Genomic DNA, 21,945 nt, shown 5'->3' with positions numbered 1-21,945 from the left:
TATGAAAAAAGTTTTATTTAGCATTATTATATTGATTTCCTTCCAAGCATTATGGACGGGATGTAGTGAAAATGCCAAGTTCGACGACTCGATCTACGATATAAAGGAGCCTGTCTGGAACGAAGTTGACACGTGGATTTTTGAAAATTACGTGAAGCCGCACAATATAGAGGTTCTTTATCGTTGGAAAGATATCGAAACAGAAGCCAATAAGAACTTGATACCGGCGCAGATAGACACGATTGTTCCTTTCTTGCGGATGGTGAAGCACGGGTGGATTGATACCTATCTGGAGCTTTGCGGGATGGAAGTGATGAACCCGATTTTTCCGAAGCAGATATTGTTATTGGGAAGTGCGGGTTGGAATGAAGACGGTACCAAGACGCAAGGTACCGCCGAGGGTGGTAAAAAGGTGGTATTGTATGAGTTGGAGGAGTATGATCCTAAAAATTGGGATAATGTCATGCATTACATCCGGGTGTTACACCACGAGTTTACGCATATATTGAATCAGAAAAAGGAATATAATCTGGCATTTAAACAGATTACACCGAATTCTTATTCTGCAACATGGACGGGGAATAGCGTGGAACAAGCCCGTTCTCTGGGATTTGTGACACCTTACGCGATGGCAGAACCGGGGGAGGATTTCGCGGAAGTGGTAGCGGAGTACGTGACAAACACGGCTGAATCGTGGGAAGCCTTGTTGGGGAAAATCTCGAACGAAACGGGGAAAAGTAATATCCTGAAAAAGCTGGATATGGTGAGAACTTATCTTGACGAGTCGTGGGGAATAGATATCGATAGGCTTCGGGAGCTTGTAAACACGGCGATAGATGATGTTGTACAAGGAAACTATTAAAGCATAGATTATGAGAAAGATATATTTATCATGGATAATACTGGGGCTATTCTTCACTGCCTGTACCGTGGACAATGATACGGTATTTGACGAGAATGCGGTGGTACGGGTTCAGAAAGTGATTGATAATTGTGCCCAAGAATTGGTGAAACCGGAGTTCGGCTGGAGGATGCTTTACGTGCCTAACCCGGAAACCCACGGGGGGTATAATGTGTTGATGAAGTTTCTGGACTCGGAAAATGTCAGAGTGTATACCGACTTCGTGGAGGAAACTACGCTTTCTACTTATAGTTTTAACGCTTCCCAAGGTCCGGTGTTGAGTTTTGACACTTATTCCTGCCTGCACTATCTGGCAGATCCGAAAAATAAACCCCAAGGAAAAGGATTACAGGGAGAATTTGAGTTCGTGATACAGAGTATTTCGGCGGATTCTATCGTGTTTCTGGGAAAGAAATACAGCAATAAACTTGTATTTACTCCCGCTGAGGAAACCGATTGGACCGAGTTAATGGAGGCTTCCCGTAAGAATATCGAACGGATGGCACCACCGAAAGACGCACCTTTTTTCAGGGGATTGATGATGAACCAGACGGCTATTAATCTGATTTATGATCCGGATACCCGTAGCGCAAGTTACACGTATGCCGATGATGAAACGAAAGAAATCAAGACGGCTCGTACGGCTGTTTTCGGGACGAAAGAAGGAATTGCCTTCCAGCCGAAAATTAAAGTAAACGGGGTCGTGTTGGGCGCATTGAAATATAACGAGGCAAAGGATTTGTTTGAATCGAATACTCCGGGTGTTATCGGTAGTTTGAAATATAGCCATAAACCGCCTTTCCAATTCTACAATTCGGTGAGGGATATGCAGAGCGGTAGTGATCTGGTTGGTTTGGCGAAAATTGGTAAACTTGAACCCAGTATGGCTATTATGTCGGAAATCGTGAAAATGCTTTCCAATATGTCGTTTATGTGCGAGGAGTTGAAAAACGGGTATCCGTTGGCGGTGCTTGCCGGTTTGAAACAAATTAGAATCGTGTGGCAGTTGAATTACAATGGCACGATGGTCGGTCCGTGGCTGAGTTTCTTCGGGGCGGAAAACGGGTTTGCCGAAGCGAATTGTTCATTGGATTTGGGTATGGAGATGGAGGTTTTGCGTGATGACCAGTTGCGCTTCTCGCTTATTCCGGGAAGGATGATGAGTAATAATGATAAATTTTGGTCGAACATGGAATCTCAGATTACTTACGAAACATTTCGGCGGTTCTTCACCGACCCGGCAGGATTCACGATTGTTCCGGCCGGTAATAATCAGTATTATTTTGTGAATCTGGCAGACTCCAAACGTTGGATCGTGTTGACAAAAGAATAATCGATGTGATTTAAAAAGAATGTTTATGAATATGATTCAGAATAAATTACGAAATATATACTTGCTGTTATTTTTTCTTGTAGCGTGGAACGGGCATTTGTTCGCAGAGCGGGAGATAAGTAACGTGATGACGGCAAGGAACGTTTTCACGCGGGATACCGTGAAAAAGGATTCCAGTGTCATTATACAAGGTCAGGTTTTTGATGAAGCTAATACTTCGCTTCCCGGTGTGACGATTAAGATTAAAGGTACACAAGCGGGTACGGTTTCGGATGCCGATGGAAAATTTAAATTGACACTTCCGGGAGGGAAATATACTTTGATATTTACTTATGTCGGTTACAAGAACCGGGAAATAAGCAGCACGGACACGAGGGCGTTGAGAAAGGTCGTGTTGCAGGAAGATGTACAATCTATTGACGAGGTCGTTGTGACCGGTTACCAGACGATTGACCGTAAACTCTTTACCGGTGCGGCATCCGTGGTGAGAGCCGATCAGCTGGAATCGGACGGGGCGAATGACATCGCCCGTATGTTGCAAGGAAAAGCTGCCGGCGTTGCCATACAGAACGTGTCGGGTACTTTCGGTGCGGCTCCTAAATTGAAAATTCGAGGTTCTTCTTCTATTTTCGGAGAAATGCGGCCTCTGTGGGTAATTGACGGGGTGGTGTTGGAAGACGTGGTAGAGGTTAGTGCCGACGAACTTTCATCGGGTGACGCCACTACTTTGATCAGTTCCGCCGTGGCAGGTCTGAACGGGGATGATATCGAAACTTTTCAGATATTGAAAGATGCTTCGGCAACAGCTCTTTACGGGGCGAGAGCCATGAACGGCGTGATTGTAATCACGACTAAAAAGGGTAAAGTCGGACAGATGAAGTTGAATTATTCGGGAGAGTTTTCCGTGCGGCAAGTGCCTTCCTATCGGGAGTACAACATCATGAATTCCCAGCAACAGATGGGTGTGTACCTTGATTTGGAAAGTAAAGGTTGGCTGAGTTACGTGGGGATACGGAACGGTGCTAACGGTGGTGTTTATCGTAAAATGTACGATGCCTTGAGTGACTATTATGACGAGTCGGGTTTTGAAGTTGAGAATACCCGGGAAGGACGGGCAAAGTTCTTGCAAAAATACGAGAAGTTGAACACGAATTGGTTCAAGGCACTTTTCCGCCCGAGTATACAGCAAAGTCATTCCGTGTCCATGACAACGGGATTGGAAAAGGCTAGATTCTATGCTTCTTTGAGTTATTTCGGTGACCCGGGGTGGTCGCCCACGGATGACGTGAAGCGTTTTACGGCGAATATCAATACAACGATAGATCTTGCCAAGTGGATTAGTATAAACATATTGACAAACGGCTCCATGCGTTTGCAGAAAGCACCGGGAACCCTTTCCCGGGCAGTGGATGCGCAAGCGGGAACAATTTCGCGGGCGTTTGATATCAACCCGTTCAGTTATGCCTTAAACACAAGCCGGGTGCTGCGTCCGAGGGATGACAATGGAAATCCCGAGTATTACGTGATGAATTATGCCCCGTTCAGCATCTTGAACGAGTTGGATAATAACCAGATTGATATCGAGTTGTTGGATACGCGGTTTCAAGCGGAAGTGGAGTTGAAACCGTGGAGGCCGCTTAACGTGAAATTGATGGGTTCCGTGCGTTACGTGAAGAGTAGCCGGGAACATCAGATTCACGAAAATTCCAATATGGCGGAGTCTTACCGGGCGGATTATAACACGATGGTACGCGAATATAACGGTAATTTGTACCGGGACCCGGATAATATTACCGGGGTACCTGTTTCCGTGTTGCCGAAAGGTGGTTTCTATACCCGTTCGGATAACTCCCTGCTGAACTATTATTTCCGCGGGATGGCGGGTTACAACGATTTATTGAATGATTTCCACAACGTGAGCGTGTTGGTGGGAATGGAATTGAAAAGTACCAAACGTACGGCTTCCGAGAACTATGGTTACGGGATGCAATATGACCGGGGAAATGTTCCTTTCGTGGATTACAGGATATTGAAAAAAGCGATAGAACAAGGACTTTCTTATTTCGATTACAAAAATATGACCGATCGGTTTGTGGCTCTGTTTGCCACGGCGGGGTATTCCTTCAACGAGCGGTACACGTTGAACGGTACGGTACGTTATGACGGTTCCAACAAATTGGGTAAATCGAAAACTTCCCGTTGGCTGCCGACGTGGAACGTCAGTGGTGCATGGCATTTGAAGAGTGAATGGTTCCTGCGGCATACCGAGTGGTTGTCAAGATGGACATTCCGCGCGACATACGGGTTGACGGCTAACATGGGACCCGCCACTAATGCGGCAGTGGTATATAGAAACGCGATACAGTATCGTCCGGTGGATTACCGGGAGAACGGTATTTATATCGAGGAACTGGAGAACTCTGATATTACTTGGGAAAAGCAATACGAGTTGAACATCGGTATGGACTTGGGTATATTCAATAACCGTTTCAGTCTGACTGTTGACTGGTACAAGCGTTCCGGTTTCGATTTGATCGGTTTGATGCGGTCTGCCGGTATCGGGGGAAAGAGTTTCAAGTTTGCCAACTACGCGGATATGACTTCTCACGGGTTTGAGTTCACGTTGAACACGAAAAATATCAATACCCGTGGTTTCAAGTGGGAAACAAATATGACCTTCTCTTACAACAAGAATAAAATTACCAACTTGTACTCGAACCCGCGGGTGATAGACTTGTTGCCGGTAGAGGGATACCCGAAGGAGAATTACCCTGTGCGGGGACTCTATTCCATACCGTTTGTCGGATTGAATAGTGAAGGTATGCCCGTGTTGATGAACGAGAACGGGGTAGCTACTGTCGGGGAGGTTAATTTTGAAGAGGTGAATAAAACGGATTACTTGATTTACGAGGGACCGGTTGACCCGAAAATGATTGGTGGGTTTGACAACACGTTTAACTTCAAGAATTTCAAGGTAGGTATATTCTTCACGTACCAGTTCGGAAGTAAATTGCGTCTTTACCCTTCATTCAGTGCCCGGTATTCCGATTTGTTGGGAATGGGACGAGAATTTGCTGATCGCTGGATGTTGCCCGGAGATGAAGAGATAACCAATATTCCGGCTATCCCTACCGTGCGCGATAATCAGAATTACCCTTATCTGGAAAGAGCGTACAATGCTTATAATTATTCTAACGTACGCGTGGCTAAAGGGGATTTCATTCGCTTGAAAGATATTTACGTGACCTACAACGTGCCGTCGAATATCGTGAAGAAAATAAAGCTGAATAATTTATCCGTAAGAGCGGCGATTTCTAATGTAGCCCTGTTATTGTCGGATAAAAAACTGAAAGGGCAAGATCCCGAGTTCGTGCGTTCCGGTGGGGTTGCGCTTCCCGTGCCGAGGCAATACACGTTTACATTGAAATTTGGATTCTAACTAAATATTTTGCTATGAAGAAAAGTAATTTGACATTTATCATGATGGGACTACTGCTATTCTGCGGGTGTGACGACTTCCTGAATGAGGAACCGGACGATCGGGCAAAAGTTGAGAGTCCAAGTGATATAAAAGAATTATTAGTGAATGCTTATCCGCGCTCCAGTTATTTTGTGATTTGCGAGATGATGAGTGATAACGTGGCGGATAGAGGGTTCAGCAATAGTTGTGCGACCGCGGTAACCGACGATGAGATGTACCATTGGAAGGACGGGACGGATAGTGATGCGGATTCTCCTTTTGCCGTGTGGACTGGATGGTACGAGGGAATCGCCGCAGCGAATTATGCTTTGCGGGTGATTGACAGTAAACCGGATCAGGAGAACTATAACGCAATGCGGGGTGAAGCCTTGTTATGCCGGGCTTTGGGGCATTTCCTGCTCGTTAATTTGTGGGCGGAACATTACGATCCTGCCACGGCATCGACGGCTCCGGGGATTCCTTACGTGACGGAGCCGGAAACCGTGGCGATCAAAGAGTATACGCGCAATACAATGGAAGAGGTGTACGATATGATTGAATCGGATCTTCGCCGAGGTCTGGCTTTGATAGATGATAAAAGTTATACTATGCCTAAATTCCATTTCACGAAGCGGGCGGCTCACGCGTTCGCTGCGCGATTCTATACTTACAAGGGTACGGATTGGGATAAGGTGGTTTACCATACTTTACAGGCGGCACCGGAGAACTTTGCCACGGAAATGCGGGATTATAGCGTGTTGAATAATATGACTATCATGGAATACATGAAAGAATACACGAACCCCGCTTTGGCAAACATCCTGCTTGCCGTGTGTATGGAAACTTACTGGAATGATTTGTACCAGACTTGTCCCCCGAAGAACTCGCGTTACGTGTTGAGTCCGGCGATGGCTTATTCTTTATTTCACCCCAATTCTTCCAACAATCTTCAACGCGGGCGTTGGGTGTACCGGAAGGAAGGTACGGGAACTTCAGTATCATCGATGGTAAAGTTTTATGCTTACTTTAAGAATATATCGGAAACATCTAATTGGGGAAACACTTACGTGAATATGCCGATGTTCACGGTGGAAGATGTCGCGTTGAATCGGGCGGAAGCGTATACGATGCTGGGGGATACGACACGTGCCTTGCAAACGATTAATCGCTTCTTGAGTATGAGAACATCGGATTACGATCCGGTAAAGCATGGTTTGAACATGAAGAGAATTATAACCTATTTCCAAGAACCTTCATGGGATAACCAGCGTCCGGAACCTCACTATAAGGCGGAATTGGATGCCGATAAGAACAAATTGTACCTGATGATGGCTATTGCTTACCTGCGCCGCAAGGAATTTATGCAGGAGGGCATGCGTTGGTTTGATATCAAGCGTTTCCACTTGCCCGTGGTGCATACGTTGCATTGGGAGGGAACGGAGATTGCTTTGGAGCGCTACGATAAGCGGCGTGCGTTACAAATCCCGCAGGAAGCACAGAAGGTGGGGGTAATACCCAATGAACGTTAACCTTAAATTTATCCTTATGAAAATGAATCGTTTAAAATATTGGATATTTACAATCTTGTTTACCGGATTGTTGGCAGCTTGTTCGGATGATGACGATTTTTCAGATACAATTCTGGATACGACTCCAGAACCGTTGACGGAAACGGATGTTTGGATCATGGAGAATTTTACTCAATCTCATAACATAGATGTGATTTATAAATGGCGCGACTTTGAGACCAATCAGGAACTGAATCTGGTTCCGCCTTCTGAAGACCGGGTGATTCCCTTTCTCGATGTGATTCGTCGGGTATGGATGGAGCCGTATATTAAATTGGGGGGAGTTTCTTTTTTCAATAAAACAGCCCCGAAACAGTTGATGCTCGTGGGTTCGGCTGGATACTTGGAGGACGGTCTTTATCTTTTGGGTGAAGCGGAACAGGGTAACCGGATTACGGTCTATTCGATCAACAATTCCGATCCTTACGAGGAAGGTATGTTGTTACGGAACACGAATACGTTCCATCACGAGTACGTGCATATCTTGCACCAGTTGGAAAAATATCCGCCGGCTTTCGAGGAAATCAGCGCGATGGACTACACGACGAATTGGGCTGCAATCTCTGATCCTTATCAATTGGGTTTCGTGTCCAATTACGCGGCGGCGGATGCTAACGAGGATTTTGCCGAAACAGTAGCAAAATTTATTATGATGGATGAAGAAAATTGGCAGGGGATGTTTTTATACCCGGATTCCGAGGAAGCGAGGAAAAAATTGAAAGAAAAAGAAACCATCATGCTACAGTACATGAAGAATGTTTGGGGAATTGATATGCACCAATTGCGTAAACTGGTGCAGGACGAAATTGCCAAGATTCTGAAGGAAGGTAAACAGGATAATGAAGAAGAACAATCTAATGACGACTAGCTATGAGTAAGATAATGATATACGTATTGATCGGGATGTTGACCTTCATCGCGGGGTGTGAGGTAAATAACGACTACGTTTTTGATGATATATCAACTCACCGGATCACGAAATACATAGAAGAATGTGAAGCCGTGTTGCAGGAAGCTCCCCACGGCTGGAAATTGGTATATTACCCGGACACGAGCCAATACGGGGCTTTTACCTTTTTGATGAGGTTCCATGACGGCAATCGTGTAGCGATGCAATGGGACGGAGATCAAGATGTGACGGAAAGTAACTATTCTTTTAATACTTCTCAAGGACCGATATTAAGTTTCGGAACCTATTCCTTATTGCATAAGTTGGCGGATCCTACACCCGATGTTATCGGTGGTAAACCGGGACTCGGTTTCGGCGGGGAGTACGAGTTCCTGATCCAGAATGTCAGTGACCGGAAAATCGAATTTCTCTCGAAGAAAAAGAAAAGGAAAGTGATATTGGAATGGGCTGCCGCAGAAGATTGGGATAACATGGAGCATAACCGGGAAATGGTACAGCGTTTCGCTGTTGACCCGCAACTGCCGTTATACCATTATTTACAAATCGGCGATCAGCTGGCTTGCTTCCTGTATAGCCAGAAAATGCGTATGGTTTACATGGTATGCCCGGAAGGAAATTCGGTACAAGCGTATCGCCTGCCGTGGTCTTCCACTCCGCGGGGGATTCGTTTTGATGAACCGGTCACTTTCGCGGGTATCACTTTTTCGGAAGTGACGATTAATGCCAATGGTGTCATGAGTATTGTGGATGCAGACGAGAAAGGTCATTTTTTTAGAGCGGAAAACAAAGAACAGAATTGTCTGGTACGTTATCCGGGAGCTGTCGCTGCTTCCAAAAAGTATGACGGTTTTAATCTGGTGGAGTGTGGAAGTGGATTTGACGTGTTGGTTCCTAAAGATAGAGGAGTAGAAGAATTTCGTTTCTACTGGAATCTGGCGGGTTACGCCGGGGTGGAACTCTATATGCGTAGGGAAACCGGTATTGCCACTTATGCAACTTTATACCCGCATACGATTGTGGATGACGGAATCGGTGATTGTATCGTGTTCACGAAACCTGAATTTCCGAGATACGAGATTGGCGGGGCGGTGACGAATACCGATTATTCTTGGTTTGGTTTTTCTTACGAGAAAATATTGGAGCCATTGTTTCTGACATCGGAAGGATTGACAGTGCTTGCCTTTGGGAAGCAGACGTTTATCGTTAAAAACGGCGATAGTACCGTTTGGGGACTATGTAGCGCGAAAGAAGGTAGGGATTAATTAATTAACAATGAAGATTATGAAAACGATAAGATTACTGATAATATTGTTGATAACCTACATGGGGTATAGCTGTAGCGATGAGGAAGAATCATTGAAAAAGTTTATCTCCGACAAGGTGGAAATATCAGATTTAGAGTTGATAATTCCATCGGGAAGGCTTACCGAACGAACGATTATTACTTCGGATATCCCGTGGACATTGGAAGGCGGAGATGGCTGGTGTTCTTACGAACCGAAAAACGGGGAAGCCGGAACGACAATCGTGAACTTTACCTTGGAACCGAACACGGAATATGACGATCGTAGTGTGAATGTCACGCTTTCGGCGGGAGGAAAGAAGTACACGTTGACCGTGTACCAGAAAAAGAAGGATGCTATCATTCTTTCGAAAGACAAGTTTGACGATATCGGGATGGAAGGAGACGAGGTAACCGTCAACTTGCAAACCAATATCGACTATCGAGTAGAGATTCCGGCAGCATCCGCCTCTTGGATCACGGTTTTGCCGGAAGGCAGAAGTAGTGGTTTGGCTCGCGGGTTGGAAAATAAATCCATGTCTTTTAAAATTGACGCGACACGGGATGAAAGTGCCCGGGTAGGAGAGATTATTTTTATGAGTGTCGAGGACGAGAAGTTGAGAGATACCGTTTATGTTTATCAAGTGCAGCGGGATGTTATTGTGCTTTCCCGGTCAGAATATGTCGTGCCGCTAGAGGGGCAGACGTTGAAAATTGATTTACGTTCGAACGTAACATATGACGTGGAGATTCCGCAAGACGTGGACTGGCTGCGTTTGGATCCCGGACGTCAACGCTCGCCCAGAGTGGATCGTTTGTTGCTGCAAGTAGATGAATTTATGGATGGAGGAACCAGAAATTGCGTGGTTACCGTCAGGGATAGAAATACCCCGTCATTGTACGCGGAAATAAAAGTTTTACAGATAGATCGGGAGATTATTGTGATCGAGGATTCCGAATTTGTTGTAGACAGAGTATTGACAGCTCCGCGGGAAGAAGCAACCTACACGTTGAACATCTCGGATAATATTGACGGGCGTTATGAACTTGTTATTCCCAACCATGCTAATTGGATTCAGCCTGCTCCCGTGACTTTTGGGTTAGCATCGGGAAGTATGCGGATCAAATTGACAGAGAACCCGATTGATAAAACGCAGCGTATGGCTAAAATTTTTGTGCGAGGGATAGATAATCACGAAACTGTTGATACATTGACTGTCGTTCAGGCCGGAGGTATAGAAGCGGATCTTGACGAGCGGAAAATCATCTATGAAATAGCATTAGCTTTGGATTTCGAGAATTGGCCTGACGTTTTTAAAAAAGCTTGGTCTATGGAAAAACCGATAGAAGAGTGGTATGGGGTGAAAACACGTGACGGTAAAGTGATTGAACTTACATTCCCGGCGGATGGAAACGGACAGATTTCTCCTAAAATCGGAGAACTTACTCACTTGGAAACTTTGAGTTTCGGTGGTAGTTACACTGTTGCCGGGCGTAGGGTTTCCGGACCGATACCGCCAGAAATCAGTAGGTTGACGAATTTGAAAAAGTTATCGTTGAGAGGTGATTTTACAGAATTTCCGGTAGAATTTGGGGCTTTGGAAAGCCTTGAAGATTTGACCTTGAATTTCTCTTTCTATGATGCGTTGGATGTGATAGGTGATCTCGAGAATTTGAAAAGATTGACCATCACAACCGGTTTTGCCGGTCCGATGTCGGAGAACTGGGCAAAATTGACAAAATTGGAATACCTGAGTCTTTCTACGACTGGATTCACGTCAGTAGAACCTGTCGAACGCATGGTGTCGTTGAAGACGCTTTCTTTGTCCAATTGCAAGAATGTGCAAGGTGCTCTTCCCGGTGGAGTGGGATATTTGACGGCTTTGGAATCGTTGTCTATAACCAATAGTTCGTTCTCCGACCTGTGTACTTCATTGGGAAGTCTAGTGAATCTTAAAACATTGACCATCACTGGAAATAACTTCAATTTTATACCGGAAGATATTGGTGGATGTAAATCATTGATCACGCTGAACATGAGCGGTAATAATATTAGCGGGACGATACCGGAATCTATCGGGGATTTGGTAAATGTTACCACGTTAAATTTGAATAGCAATCAATTGACAGGGAATATTCCCGCAACGATCGGCGGAATGAGGGAAGTTACTTCCATTGAATTGAAAAATAATCAATTAACGGGAATTATTCCTTCTTCTGTCGACAACTTGGTAAAAGTAACTAAACTTGACTTGAGTAACAATCGATTGATAGGTTTATGCCCGGAGATCGGTAATATGTATGCCTTGAAAACATTGGATGTATCGGATAATCGTTTGGAAGGGACGATACCTTCATTGGGCAAATTGACAGCATTAGCTACTGTGAAATTATCCAGAAACTCATTGTCAGGGACCATACCAATGGATTGGAATAAGAACATGACGGGATTGTCAAGGATAGAATTAACTAATAATCAGTTGGAGGGTGAAATACCGAGTACTTTAGCGTTGTTGCCTAAATTGACATACTTGTGTCTGGATTCGAATAGGCTGGTGGGAGAGATACCATCTACTTTATTTAAGGTAACCACTTTGAAGGATCTTTATTTGCAAGATAATCAATTAAGTGGAGAACTTTCTGTTGATTTTGCTAATTTCAAGTTGAACAACCTTGATTTACGTGATAATAATTTTGAAGGTGCTATTCCGGAGAAAATTAGTGAAGGTGGTTTTTCTCTCTCGACGAGTGTTTTGCATTTAAGTGGCAACAGATTGACAGGGACAATTCCGCTGAATTTGTGGTCTAAAATGGAGAGTCACCCTAACTGGTCAATTCGAGAACAGCAGAATGGGGTTATATTGGCTCCTCCTCCCGGTAAAACGGAATGATTGAAATAGAGATTGTTCGAGAGGTATAAAGACTCTTGATGTTTGCCTCTCGAACACCTTTTGAATTTAAAAATATTGGATATGAAGACTAGATGGATACACATATTAGGAATACTTTTTCTGACATCTCTTTTTGTCGGATGTAGTGATGATAACGAGAACGAGCCGGAAGTGCCTGATCCCGGTACTGAAACCCCGGAGGCATTAGTTGCCCCCTCGGATTTGAGGGTAGCAAGCTACACGTATAATAGCGCGATTTTACTTTGGAAAGGAAACGCCGATAAATATGAAATAAGATTTAACGAGGGAGAAGTCATGGAATTGGAAGGTACCTCGTTCGGGACGGAGTCTTTGCAACGTGAAACGGATTATAATTGGGAAGTGCGGGGAGTCCGAGGGGAGGAATACACGCAATGGGTTAAAGGAGAACCTTTCAAAACCACGGCTTACGTGGACCCCCGTGAACGTTGGTGCGGTGAATGGATGAGTCAGAACTGGGGACTTGCCTTGTATTTTTCCGGTAAAGAGATCGCGTTGGATGATTTTATACCGGAATTGCCCGAGGGAACCTTGAATGAATTGTTGGCTCTGCTCTCTTTCACGATAGAAAAAGAGGGAGGAGAGGAAAGTAATTTGATTCGGGTAATCTCCCCGCTGTTGACAAAATTGGAATTACCGGATTCTTTCACGATTCCGATCGAAGAAGATGAATTTCGTTTGGATATTCCCCGGACAGACACGATCACCATACTTAAAGACGTGTCTTATCCTTTAGCCGACTTCCCGTTTATTTCGGAGATTGAAGGAATTAAAGATTTGGTTCAGAACAATAATTTGAATGATTTCGAATTATTGATTAAACAAATCTCGATCGAATTGGGACCAATGGATGCAGAGAAAGATATTATTCCCGCTAAAATCAGCGTGTCTACCGGAATGATTTTAAAGACAGATGCTGAGATAATCAATATGTTGATTAATCTTTTCGACCCGAAATTAAATGGAAATTTCACGGCGGATTTAATGAAAAAATGAATACAAGAAATGGATAGAATCGAAAAAGAGGTTGTCTGGGCAACCTCTTTCTCTTGTAAATATTCTAGATAAAAAAGAATGATTAATTCATTTTATTATAAAGAAAACGCTTGATCTTGTGAGTCGGGGTTTTTTCAAACGGTTCGTGTTGAACCATTACCAGTTGTAATTTTGAGAAATTATTTACCCGTGCATTCACGTAATCGCGAAGTTCTTGTTTTTGTTCTTCGATATAATCGTTGATCTTCTTTTTATAATCTCCGGCTTGATCTTTGAATTTCTGGTATTGTTTTTCCAGTTCTTCCATGTTGAAATGAACCATGGCAACAAGTTTACCGCTATTTTCAACGACCAAAGACTCGTTCACGAAACGGAAATTATTGATGATAGATTCTATTTCTTCCGGGTAGATATTTTCACCGGACGCACCTAATATCATCGTTTTAATTCTTCCTCGGATAGCCAGACGACCTTTCTTGTCCAATGTACCCAAGTCCCCGGTTTTAAACCAACCGTCTTCGGTGAAGACCTCGGCATTGAGTTCCGGGCGTTTATAGTACCCTTGCATCACGTTGGGACCTTTAATCCAGATTTCCCCTTGTCCGGATTTGTCCGGATTGTCGATACGGATGTCAACCCCTTCCATGATAGGACCTACTCCTTGCAGGAATGTTTGCGAAGGATTCGAACCGGCAGCCATGGGAGCGGTTTCCGTCAGACCGTAACCGATAGCGTAGGGGAATTTAGCTTCCCGCAGAAATTGCTCCACGGTACCGTCCAATTTGGAACCACCGATTCCGAAAAATACCAATTCTCCCCCGAATGTTTCCATCAGTTTCTTGCCCGCCATACGATTCAAAAGTTTACGAGTCGGTGCAAACTTATAAATCGCACTCATGAGTTTTGAACTCGTGAATTTGGGTAAAACTTGCGATTTATATATCTTTTCGATAATCAACGGCACGGACAAAACAACGGTAGGACGTATTTTCTGCATCGCCGGAACCAGTAATTTCGGTGTCGGTACACGGTCGAGATAGAAAACTTGAGCACCGAACATAAGCGGTAGCAAAAGTCCCAGCGTGTTCTCGTAAGTATGTGCCATCGGCAATATACTCAAGAAGCGATCGGCTTCACTCACGTGTTGGATAGTACAGCATTGGCGTGCGTCCCACACGAGGTTTTTGTGTGTCAGTACTACACCTTTCGAGAATCCGGTTGTTCCTGAAGTATAGATGATCGACGCGATGTCTTCCTCCTCGATGGAAATTTCCGGGAGAGGAGTCGTGTTATTCAAATCGATATCCGGTACTAACTTGTCCAAATCTTCCGGTTGGTAACATCCTTCCGGCATCGTGGCGAAGTTATTGATCAGGATTTTATGTTCTAGATAAGGTGTTTTCACATCTTCAAGACATTTTGCCAGTAGGCGGGAAACGAAGATTACCTTTACTTCCGCGTGTTCCAGAATATTCTGCAATTCCGTGGCGCAGAATCCCGGCAAGACAGGTACGGCAATAGCCCCGATGTTCGCGATGGCAAATTGGGTGATTCCCCAGTTCGGCATATTCGCGCTTAATATGGCTACCTTATCACCTTTCTTTACGCCCAAATGAAGTAAATGATTGGCAATAGATACAACTTCGTTATATAAATCTTGGTAAGTTTTTTTTCCGCTTGCGACAAAATTTAAAGACAAATTTTTTGAAAACTTGGAACAGCTTGTTTTCAAGAGTTCCGGTAACGTCAATTTCTTTAAAGTCATGTTCTAATAATATGAATTTTCCCTACAAAGATAATAAAGAAAATAATACGTTGTCGTTAAAATATTGCAAAATAGAGTAAATGACTTGAAGATGAGGCAGAAGTCGTAACTAAAGGAACTATGTTTCGTAAACTATTGGTTGTAGCGGAAATGTTTGTAAGTGTTGTAAAATATAGGTGTTTACGGGCTCCAATTTTTCATAAAATTATATCTTTCCTCTTGATAGCTAAAGAGAAGGATAAATATTGAAGGAGGTGTGTTGAAACACACCCTCTTCAATGATATTTTTTATTTCGTCGGAATAGCAGCTAATGTAGCTTTCAAGAATTCCCAGAATTTACCAACGGATTCGATGTTTACTTTCTCGTCCGGAGAGTGCGGGGAACTGATGGTCGGTCCGAAAGAAATCATGTCCCACTTGGGATAAGTCGAGCCGAGGATACCGCATTCCAGTCCGGCATGGATAGCCATGATAGCGGGTGTCTTCCCGTAGAGTTTATTGTAAACCTCTTCCATTTCTTTGCGGATAGCTGAATCCGGATTCGGTTTCCAGCCCGGGTATTCTCCGACAAAATTAATCTTGGAAGCTCCGGCGAGTTCAAACACGGAGTCAACTACTTGCGCGAGCGATGTCTTGGCTGTTTCCACGGATGAACGCATCAACATGTAAATCTCGATTTTACCGTCACCGCCCTTCACGATTGCTAAATTGTTGGATGTTTCCACCGTGTCCGGCATAGAGTCAATCATGCGCATCGCACCGTTCGGGCAAGCCTTGATAGCGTTGATTAAATTGTATTGCGTTTGTTCCGGCATTACGTTTTGCGGCATAGCGCTTTCTTCTGCCGTGAGGATAAGGTTCGGTTCTTTAGCGCTTAATTCTGCTTTAAAGATACCCTCGTACTCCTTCACTTTAGCAAGGAATTTATCCACATTGGCAGCCGGAACGGTGACAATACCGAATGCTTCACGCGGGATAGCGTTTCTCATGTTACCTCCCGACACCGAAGCGAGGCGGAGTCCTAACTCTTTGCTGACAGCTTTCAAGAAGCGGAAGAACAATTTGTTGGCATTTCCTCTGCCTAAATTGATATCCATTCCGGAGTGTCCACCCTTTAATCCTTTTAAAGTTAATTGGAATGCTTTACTTCCGGCGGGAACAGCTTCCGGCGTGTAAGTGAATTCGATTTCCCCGTCGATACCCCCGGCACAACCCACGTATAATTCTCCTTCGGTTTCAGAATCGAGATTCAACAAAATATCGCCTTTTACCCAGTTCGGGCGGATACCGTTTGCCCCGTCCATACCGGTTTCCTCGGTAGCGGTAATCAATACTTCAATCGGTCCGTGAGGAATGTCTTTTGACAACAAGATACCCATTCCGGCGGCAACACCGATACCGTTATCCGCGCCGAGCGTGGTTCCGTCAGCCGTTACCCAATCCCCGTCAACGTATGCCTCTATCGGGTCCTTGGTGAAATCATGTTGCTTGTCTTCATTCTTTTGAGGAACCATATCCAAGTGTCCTTGAAGAATCACTCCTTTACGGTTTTCCATACCCGGGGTAGCCGGTTTGCTCAATAATATATTGAAAGCCTCGTCCATTTCAGCGTGGATTCCGTTTTCCTTTGCCCAGTTCATCACGAATTCTCTCGCTTTTTCCTCGTGGTTGGAAGGACGCGGAACTTGAGTCAGTTTATAAAAGTTTTCCCAGATAGCCTGAGGTTCTAACGTACAGATACATTTACTCATAACGTTTTATTTTTTAGTTTTATGGTTTAAGATTCCAACCCCGTTCTCGTGAAGACCGAAAGTGTGAAATCCGAATTATTTCTATCGTTGGCAAGTTATAAAAAAAATAAATAAGTTGCGATTTAAATCGCAACTTATACATTTTTTATTTCAAGTGTTGATTCAAATAGTCAACGAATTTCGTGTAGAGGTGCAGCCGGGTCACGCCACCGTAAATACTGTGATTCCGGTTGGTGTAAATCTGCATGTCGAATTGTTTGTTCGCCTGCACGAGAGCTTCTGCCAACTCGTACGCGTTCTGCACGTGCACGTTGTCGTCGGCGGTCCCATGGCATAGCAACAAGTTGCCTTTCAAATTCTTCACCCAGTTAATAGGGGAGTTGTCGTTATACCCGGACGGGTTGTCTTGCGGGCGACGCATGAAACGTTCCGTGTAAATGGAATCGTAGAATCCCCAGTGCGTCACCGGTGCCACGGCGATAGCGGTCGAGAACACATCGTTTCCTTTCATCAGGCATAGCGAAGACATGAACCCGCCGAAACTCCATCCCCAAATACCCACTTTGCGAGCATCAATGTACGGTTGCTCCGCGAGCCATTTCCCCGCGGCAATCATATCATCACTCTCGATTTTCCCGAGTTGCATGTAAGTACATTTGCGAAATTCCTCTCCCCGGGCGGCAGTTCCGCGAGGGTCAATACAGGTCACGATATACCCCTCTTGTGCAAGGTATTGCGCCCAATCCATACCCCATGAATTTCTTACCTGTTGTGAATTTGGACCGCTATATTGGATAATTAATACCGGGTAAGTCTTGGACGCATCGAAATCGGTCGGTTTCATCATCCACGCGTTCAACAGGGTTTTGCCGTCGGCAGCCGGGATTTGGATATATTCCCTTTTGGCTACATTGTATTCCCCGAGTTTTTCTTTTAACGCGGCGTTATCCTCCAGCACGCGAACGGCTTTCCCGTTTGCCGTGTAAAGCGTGTACAGGGGAGGCATGTCCGCATTGGAAACCACGTTCACGAAATATTTAAACGATTTGCTGAATTCCGCCTCGTTCCATCCTTTCGCGGGAGTTAATTTCTTCTTCTTGCCCTTCGCGTCGATGGAATAAACGAATTTCTCGAGAGGGGATTCCTCGTGTGAAGAGTAATAATATAATTTCTTCACCGGGTCGTAACCGTAGAAATCAACCACGTCATAGTTGCCGGAAGTGATAGGTTGTACCTCCTTGCCCCCCATGGTATATAAATAAAGGTGTGAATAACCGTTTTTCTCGCTACTCATGATAAAGTTTTTCCCGTCTTCGGTGAAAACCAGATTATCCAGATTTTCTTCCGCTATATAGTACTTGTTTTCCTCGCGATAAAGAACGGTTGTGCTTCCCACGCGGGCGTTGGCAAGGAGGATTTCCAGACGGTTCTGGAAACGGTTCAGTTTCATGATTGCCAATCTCTTGGGGTCTTTCGTCCATTTAATTCTGGGAATGTAGATGTCTGTTTCTTCCCCGATGTTCATCGGGGTGGTAACCCGGTCTTTGATGTCATATACATGAACACTCACGACGGAGTTCGCTTCTCCGGCTTTCGGGTATTTATAGGAATAGTTGGAAGGATAAGTCGCGTTCTCTTTTAGCGCGGGGTATTGTCCTTGAAACATGTTCATGTGAAATATTTTCACGTTCGATTCGTCGAATTTGATGAATGCCAAGGCGGACCCGTCGGGAGCCCACTCGAAAGCTTTGTTGAAAGCGAACTCTTCTTCATACACCCAATCGGGAGCTCCATTGATAATCTCGTTGAATTTCCCGTCAAAAGTAATCTGAATCTCTGAACCGAAACGCAGGTCGGAAATGAAGATATTGTTGTCGCGCACGAACGCTATCTTTGTTCCCACGGGCGAGAAAGTCGCCAGACGTTGGCTGCCGCCCTCTGAAAGAGGTTTCAACTCCCTGTTCTTGAAATCAAAAACGTAATAGTCGGCAGTGAATGAACGACGGTAGATAGGTTGGATATTCGTGTAAATCAATATATGGCTTTCGTCCGGGCTGAACTCGTAATCTTGAATCATTTTCACGTCACCGTATTTCGGGTCGTTCAAATCGAGAAGAGTCTCGACAGCCTTTCCGGTTTTATAACTGTACATGACAAGCTTTTTCCCCCGGTCTTCCAGTACCGTGTAATGTTCCCCGTCGTTCAACGAGCGGAGTCCCGTGATTCCTTGCGTCCTGAAGGTGTAATTCAGGCAGAAATCATTCAACGTGAATTTTTTGCCCTGATTCTGCGCGCTTCCGGGGAGGGCGAACCCCACGATAAACATACATACAATAAACTTATAAATCATCCTCATGACAATTATTTTTAATTTTTAATTTGGGCAAAGATAAAAATATAAGATTAAAAAAAGGAGTACGCTGGAATGTTTTAGACTGGAGCGGGAAGAATTAATCGTGAAATAAGTAAAATTATTGTTATTATATTTGTATATTATTTATACTTGATTAGTACCATCTCCTATTCAATTCCCATTCAACTCCTATTCAAAGTCTATTTTAATGGTCGGATAATAGAAAAATAATTGTAATTGAATAAAAAATGTTACATGTGTTGTATATCGATAATAACATGATGAAATAATGATGATTATAAAATAGGGTTGAAATCTTTTTGGATGTAGGGCTGATTTTGTGACGTGATAAAACGATCGTTTAATCATGTACAAATATAAAACTTTTTTCATTATTAGTAAACGATAGCTATTTTATTTTCGAAATTCATAATCAAGTATTTGTGAATTTGTCGATAATCGTCATTCGTTGCAGATTGAATTATCAATAAACGATCGTTTTTTGATAGAGGAATTGTGAATTTAATCGTGCGTTAATCGATTGAAAATAATATTGTTGAAGGTGAAAAAGGTGGTTTTGAATTGGAATATGATAGAGCAACGATGGATGTATATTTGTTGTTTGTTCATGTGTTTGGAGGTGAATTGTTTGTACGCGCAAGAGGAAACGATTTACCGGACAAAGCAATTGGAAGAGATAGGACAAATGTTGGAAACCCGCGGTATATCAGCAATGAAGCCGGGAATATATGATGCCGACGCTATATGTCCGGGAAAAAGAGTACGCGTGGAAGCGGGGTTCGGGGGATTGATCTCGAGTATCGGACTGGAACTTTTTGATACACGTGTGGTGGCGGAGTATTTGCGTCCGGTCTATGATTTCGTGGAGCGTTATTTGTTGCGTTTACTCTTGATAGATAAACCGGACGAGATTCTTCGGCTTTTGAATGATGATAAGGTCGGGCTTGTGTTGAACGGGGTGCCTTTCGAGAAAAGTCCCGTGGCGTTGGTTTCGTTCGTGGCGGCGATCCAGCCGGGGACGGATTTCGTGTTCGTTGCCGATACGACTGCTTACAAGGTGGGCTGGGACACCGGAACGGGCACTTTGCAGATGACCTTCCCGAAACAGTACGGGTTAATCGCGGGAAAGGATAAAATCGAGATGGAGGATGATTTCCAGAAAGAGTTGTTCCTGTATATGCCGGATACCCCGGCGGTGGAGCAAGTCCCTTTGTCTGTGCTGACGGCTGTCCCCGGGTGCGGGTATTACAGGCGGAGAGGTGAACATTATATCATTCCGGCGTTGTGTTCCGACCGTTATTATCGTGTTGCTCCTGATAGTGTGGTTACTCTTTTGTTTGATAAGGATTGTCCGGAAGCCTCTCTCGCGAATCTTTTTTTGGAAGGGGAGCGGATCGGGCAAGAGGTGTTTATGGAGGTTGAACATAGGCGTTACGGTAAGCGTTACGATCATTTGGAATTGCCCGTTAATAGTTGGGTGGCTTTTTGTAAGGGTGAAAAGTGTGTGCCTTATTTTGGTGTGGAGGAGATTGCCCGGGGAAAGGTCACGGGTACCGTTATTATGGTGAACTCCAATTTGGGTTACAATCACGTGTTGTATTACGAGTGCGACCGGCAGAAATTTTTGAAGGGGGATTATTCCTTGAAGGGATGGTTGTACACGTATGTTCCCACGCATAACGTGTTGGATTTGTTCGAGGAATATAAATCGAAAGCGAAAAAGTTGAATTATTAAATATATTATTATGAAACGGTTGTATCTGTTTTTCCTCTGTTTATTTGTCTTACACGTGGCGGGAGCGCAAGAACAATATCAAGAGGAGAAAGCGAAAATCAAAGAAATCAAGTTGAGTGGTAATTATTATTATGCGGATGTCACGATGGATAAGCTGAATGATGCGCGGGAGTTGGCTTTGCAGAACCTGATACTGGGTGTCCAGTCGGATCTGTCGGTGGGCAAGGAGATTATTCCGCGTATCAAGGAGAAGTGGCAGCATATCGCTTTGGTGCGGGAGAATAAGCAGCGGGTGTTTGCCTATATATATAAAGGGGACGTGAATGAAAAGTTCGCGGGACAAAAAGCAACTACCGGGGAGACGATAGAGAAGAAGGATTCGGTAGAGGTGTTTCCGGTGAAAAAAGATACTCTGGCGGACATTCCGGTGAAGGATGTTCTCGTGGATAAGGATACAACCGGTAGTGAGGTGCGGGTGGACGTGACGGCTGTTGCTAAAGAAGAGGTGGTGCCCGATACGGTGAAGACGGTCGAAGTGCAACGGGTGACGGATACTGTCACGGTTGTGCGGAAAGACACGGTAGTGGTTACTCGTCGTGACACGGTGGTGGTGCGCGAGGTCGTGAAGGAGGAGGCACCCCGGGGTACGGGTAACCCGATGCTCGATAAGATATTGACGTTCCGGAAAATCGACGAGTTGCAACGTTATTTCGTGGAGCAGAAGGAGAAGGGAAAATTGATGTTCGGGAAATTGAGTTCCGCGGTTACCCCAGAGCAGTGTTACATGGTGATTTTCTCCCGTTCGGGGGAGGTGACAGCTATCTTGGGCAAGGGAATGGCTACCCGGCGCAACCTGACGAAAGGAACGGAGGGCGACCGGCTCGAGAATTACCCGAACCAAGGCAAGGTGTGGTTCCAGTTGTATTGATAAGGTGTGAA

At 44.5% G+C, this 21,945-nt stretch carries 13 protein-coding genes; 10 read left to right on the top strand and 3 right to left on the bottom strand.

Features of this window, described 5'->3' with window-relative positions; genetic code table 11:
• Position 1 precedes the first annotated feature (1 nt).
• The 8 genes from L0M98_RS11080 (at position 2) to L0M98_RS11045 (ending at position 13,380) form a co-directional block, all read left to right on the top strand.
• Positions 2-862, top strand: a complete 861-nt coding sequence (locus L0M98_RS11080) for a zinc-binding metallopeptidase (RefSeq protein ID WP_227215905.1) — start codon at positions 2-4, stop codon at positions 860-862.
• 10 nt (positions 863-872) lie between these two features.
• Positions 873-2,234 carry a DUF4302 domain-containing protein gene (locus tag L0M98_RS11075; protein WP_227215904.1) on the top strand — a complete coding sequence of 454 codons (1,362 nt, stop codon included), beginning with the start codon at positions 873-875 and terminating at the stop codon, positions 2,232-2,234.
• Between the two features lie 25 nt (positions 2,235-2,259).
• Complete coding sequence (locus L0M98_RS11070; protein ID WP_227215903.1) at positions 2,260-5,673, top strand: SusC/RagA family TonB-linked outer membrane protein; 3,414 nt, start codon at positions 2,260-2,262, stop codon at positions 5,671-5,673.
• Positions 5,674-5,687: 14 nt separating this feature from the next.
• Complete coding sequence (locus L0M98_RS11065) at positions 5,688-7,223, top strand: RagB/SusD family nutrient uptake outer membrane protein (protein WP_227215902.1); 1,536 nt, start codon at positions 5,688-5,690, stop codon at positions 7,221-7,223.
• Positions 7,224-7,239: 16 nt separating this feature from the next.
• The gene (locus L0M98_RS11060) at positions 7,240-8,130 is read left to right on the top strand and encodes a substrate import-associated zinc metallohydrolase lipoprotein (RefSeq protein ID WP_227215901.1); all 891 of its coding nucleotides are present in this window, start codon (positions 7,240-7,242) and stop codon (positions 8,128-8,130) included.
• Between the two features lie 2 nt (positions 8,131-8,132).
• Positions 8,133-9,434, top strand: a complete 1,302-nt coding sequence (locus tag L0M98_RS11055) for a DUF4302 domain-containing protein (protein WP_227215900.1) — start codon at positions 8,133-8,135, stop codon at positions 9,432-9,434.
• A 19-nt stretch (positions 9,435-9,453) separates the two neighbouring features.
• Positions 9,454-12,345 (top strand): BACON domain-containing protein, encoded by a 2,892-nt coding sequence (locus tag L0M98_RS11050; RefSeq protein WP_227215899.1) that lies wholly within the window; start codon positions 9,454-9,456, stop codon positions 12,343-12,345.
• Positions 12,346-12,426: 81 nt separating this feature from the next.
• Positions 12,427-13,380, top strand: a complete 954-nt coding sequence (locus L0M98_RS11045) for a hypothetical protein (RefSeq protein WP_099293658.1) — start codon at positions 12,427-12,429, stop codon at positions 13,378-13,380.
• 82 nt (positions 13,381-13,462) lie between these two features.
• Here the strand turns inward: L0M98_RS11045 and L0M98_RS11040 are convergent, their stop codons facing one another.
• The 3 genes from L0M98_RS11040 to L0M98_RS11030 all read right to left on the bottom strand — a co-directional run bounded on the left by L0M98_RS11040 (position 13,463) and on the right by L0M98_RS11030 (position 19,253).
• Positions 13,463-15,145 carry an AMP-binding protein gene (locus L0M98_RS11040; protein WP_227215898.1) on the bottom strand — a complete coding sequence of 561 codons (1,683 nt, stop codon included), beginning with the start codon at positions 15,143-15,145 and terminating at the stop codon, positions 13,463-13,465.
• Positions 15,146-15,433: 288 nt separating this feature from the next.
• Positions 15,434-16,897, bottom strand: a complete 1,464-nt coding sequence (locus tag L0M98_RS11035; protein ID WP_227215897.1) for an aminoacyl-histidine dipeptidase — start codon at positions 16,895-16,897, stop codon at positions 15,434-15,436.
• A gap of 145 nt (positions 16,898-17,042) precedes the next feature.
• Positions 17,043-19,253 (bottom strand): S9 family peptidase, encoded by a 2,211-nt coding sequence (locus L0M98_RS11030; protein WP_227215896.1) that lies wholly within the window; start codon positions 19,251-19,253, stop codon positions 17,043-17,045.
• 538 nt (positions 19,254-19,791) lie between these two features.
• On the opposite strand from L0M98_RS11030, the gene L0M98_RS11025 reads away from it, so the two are divergent.
• Together L0M98_RS11025 and L0M98_RS11020 are read left to right on the top strand one after the other, a co-directional pair.
• Positions 19,792-21,006 (top strand): hypothetical protein, encoded by a 1,215-nt coding sequence (locus tag L0M98_RS11025; protein ID WP_237961689.1) that lies wholly within the window; start codon positions 19,792-19,794, stop codon positions 21,004-21,006.
• A gap of 10 nt (positions 21,007-21,016) precedes the next feature.
• Positions 21,017-21,934, top strand: coding sequence for a hypothetical protein (locus L0M98_RS11020; protein ID WP_227215894.1), 918 nt, complete (start codon positions 21,017-21,019; stop codon positions 21,932-21,934).
• Positions 21,935-21,945 lie beyond the last annotated feature (11 nt).

Origin of the sequence: Butyricimonas sp. DFI.6.44 (assembly GCF_022132345.1) — a bacterium.
Lineage (GTDB): Bacteria > Bacteroidota > Bacteroidia > Bacteroidales > Marinifilaceae > Butyricimonas > Butyricimonas muris.
Note: the sequence above shows the minus strand (reverse complement) of the source record. Positions and strands in the feature narration are given on the sequence as shown.